This window comes from Bartonella sp. CE47NXGY (assembly GCF_042195415.1).
Lineage (GTDB): Bacteria > Pseudomonadota > Alphaproteobacteria > Rhizobiales > Rhizobiaceae > Bartonella.
The window spans coordinates 1-639 of record NZ_JBHIOI010000250.1 but is presented as its reverse complement, the minus strand read 5'-3'; the positions used below and the strand labels follow the sequence as shown (position 1 = coordinate 639).

At 39.9% G+C, this 639-nt stretch carries 1 protein-coding gene; it reads right to left on the bottom strand.

Annotated features, from left to right (window positions below; all coding sequences use genetic code 11):
- On the bottom strand, positions 1–639 hold a 639-nt coding region (locus ACFIL3_RS10925; RefSeq protein ID WP_375682289.1), incomplete at both ends, for an ABC transporter substrate-binding protein.

The following is a 639-nucleotide window of genomic DNA, read 5'->3' as shown; positions in this document are numbered from 1 at the left end:
GTCTGATAGATAAAAGCATAAGGCCCTTTCTGCATAAAATCACGTTGTAAATCAGCATACATTTGCGCCCGTTTTTTGGGATCTTTTTGAAACAATGCATCTTGAACCTTTTGATTCATAGTTTCATCCAAATACCCATGGCACCAACTCGCATAGCCTGTATTTTTAGCCTCAAGCCGATTATCTGGATTATAAATAAGACGTGAAGCCATTGTATGGGGGTCCCCAGAGCCATTATTCCATCCGAAAAAAATCGTATCAAAACCACGCGCATAAAATTTTGAAAACAACTGCGTACCTACAAAACGTTCAATTTTAAAACGTACTCCAACTTTTTTTGCATTGTCTTGGAGAGACTGAGCAATAGGCAAAGCAAAAGGATAAGGAGAGGCACCGGCAAAAATACTGGCCTCAAAACCATCCGGATAACCTGCCTCTGTTAAAAGTTGCTTTGCTTTTTGGAGATCAAGTTTAAAGGGTTGTCCCTCTTTTTCATCCAAAGCTCCAAGATTACCAAGAGGAATAAAACTTGCACGTGGAATACCAACATCTTTGAGAAGAGTCTTACCGAGTCCTTCATAGTCAATAAGATAGCGCATCGCCAAACGCACTTTTTCATTGGCAAAAATAGGGTTTGTC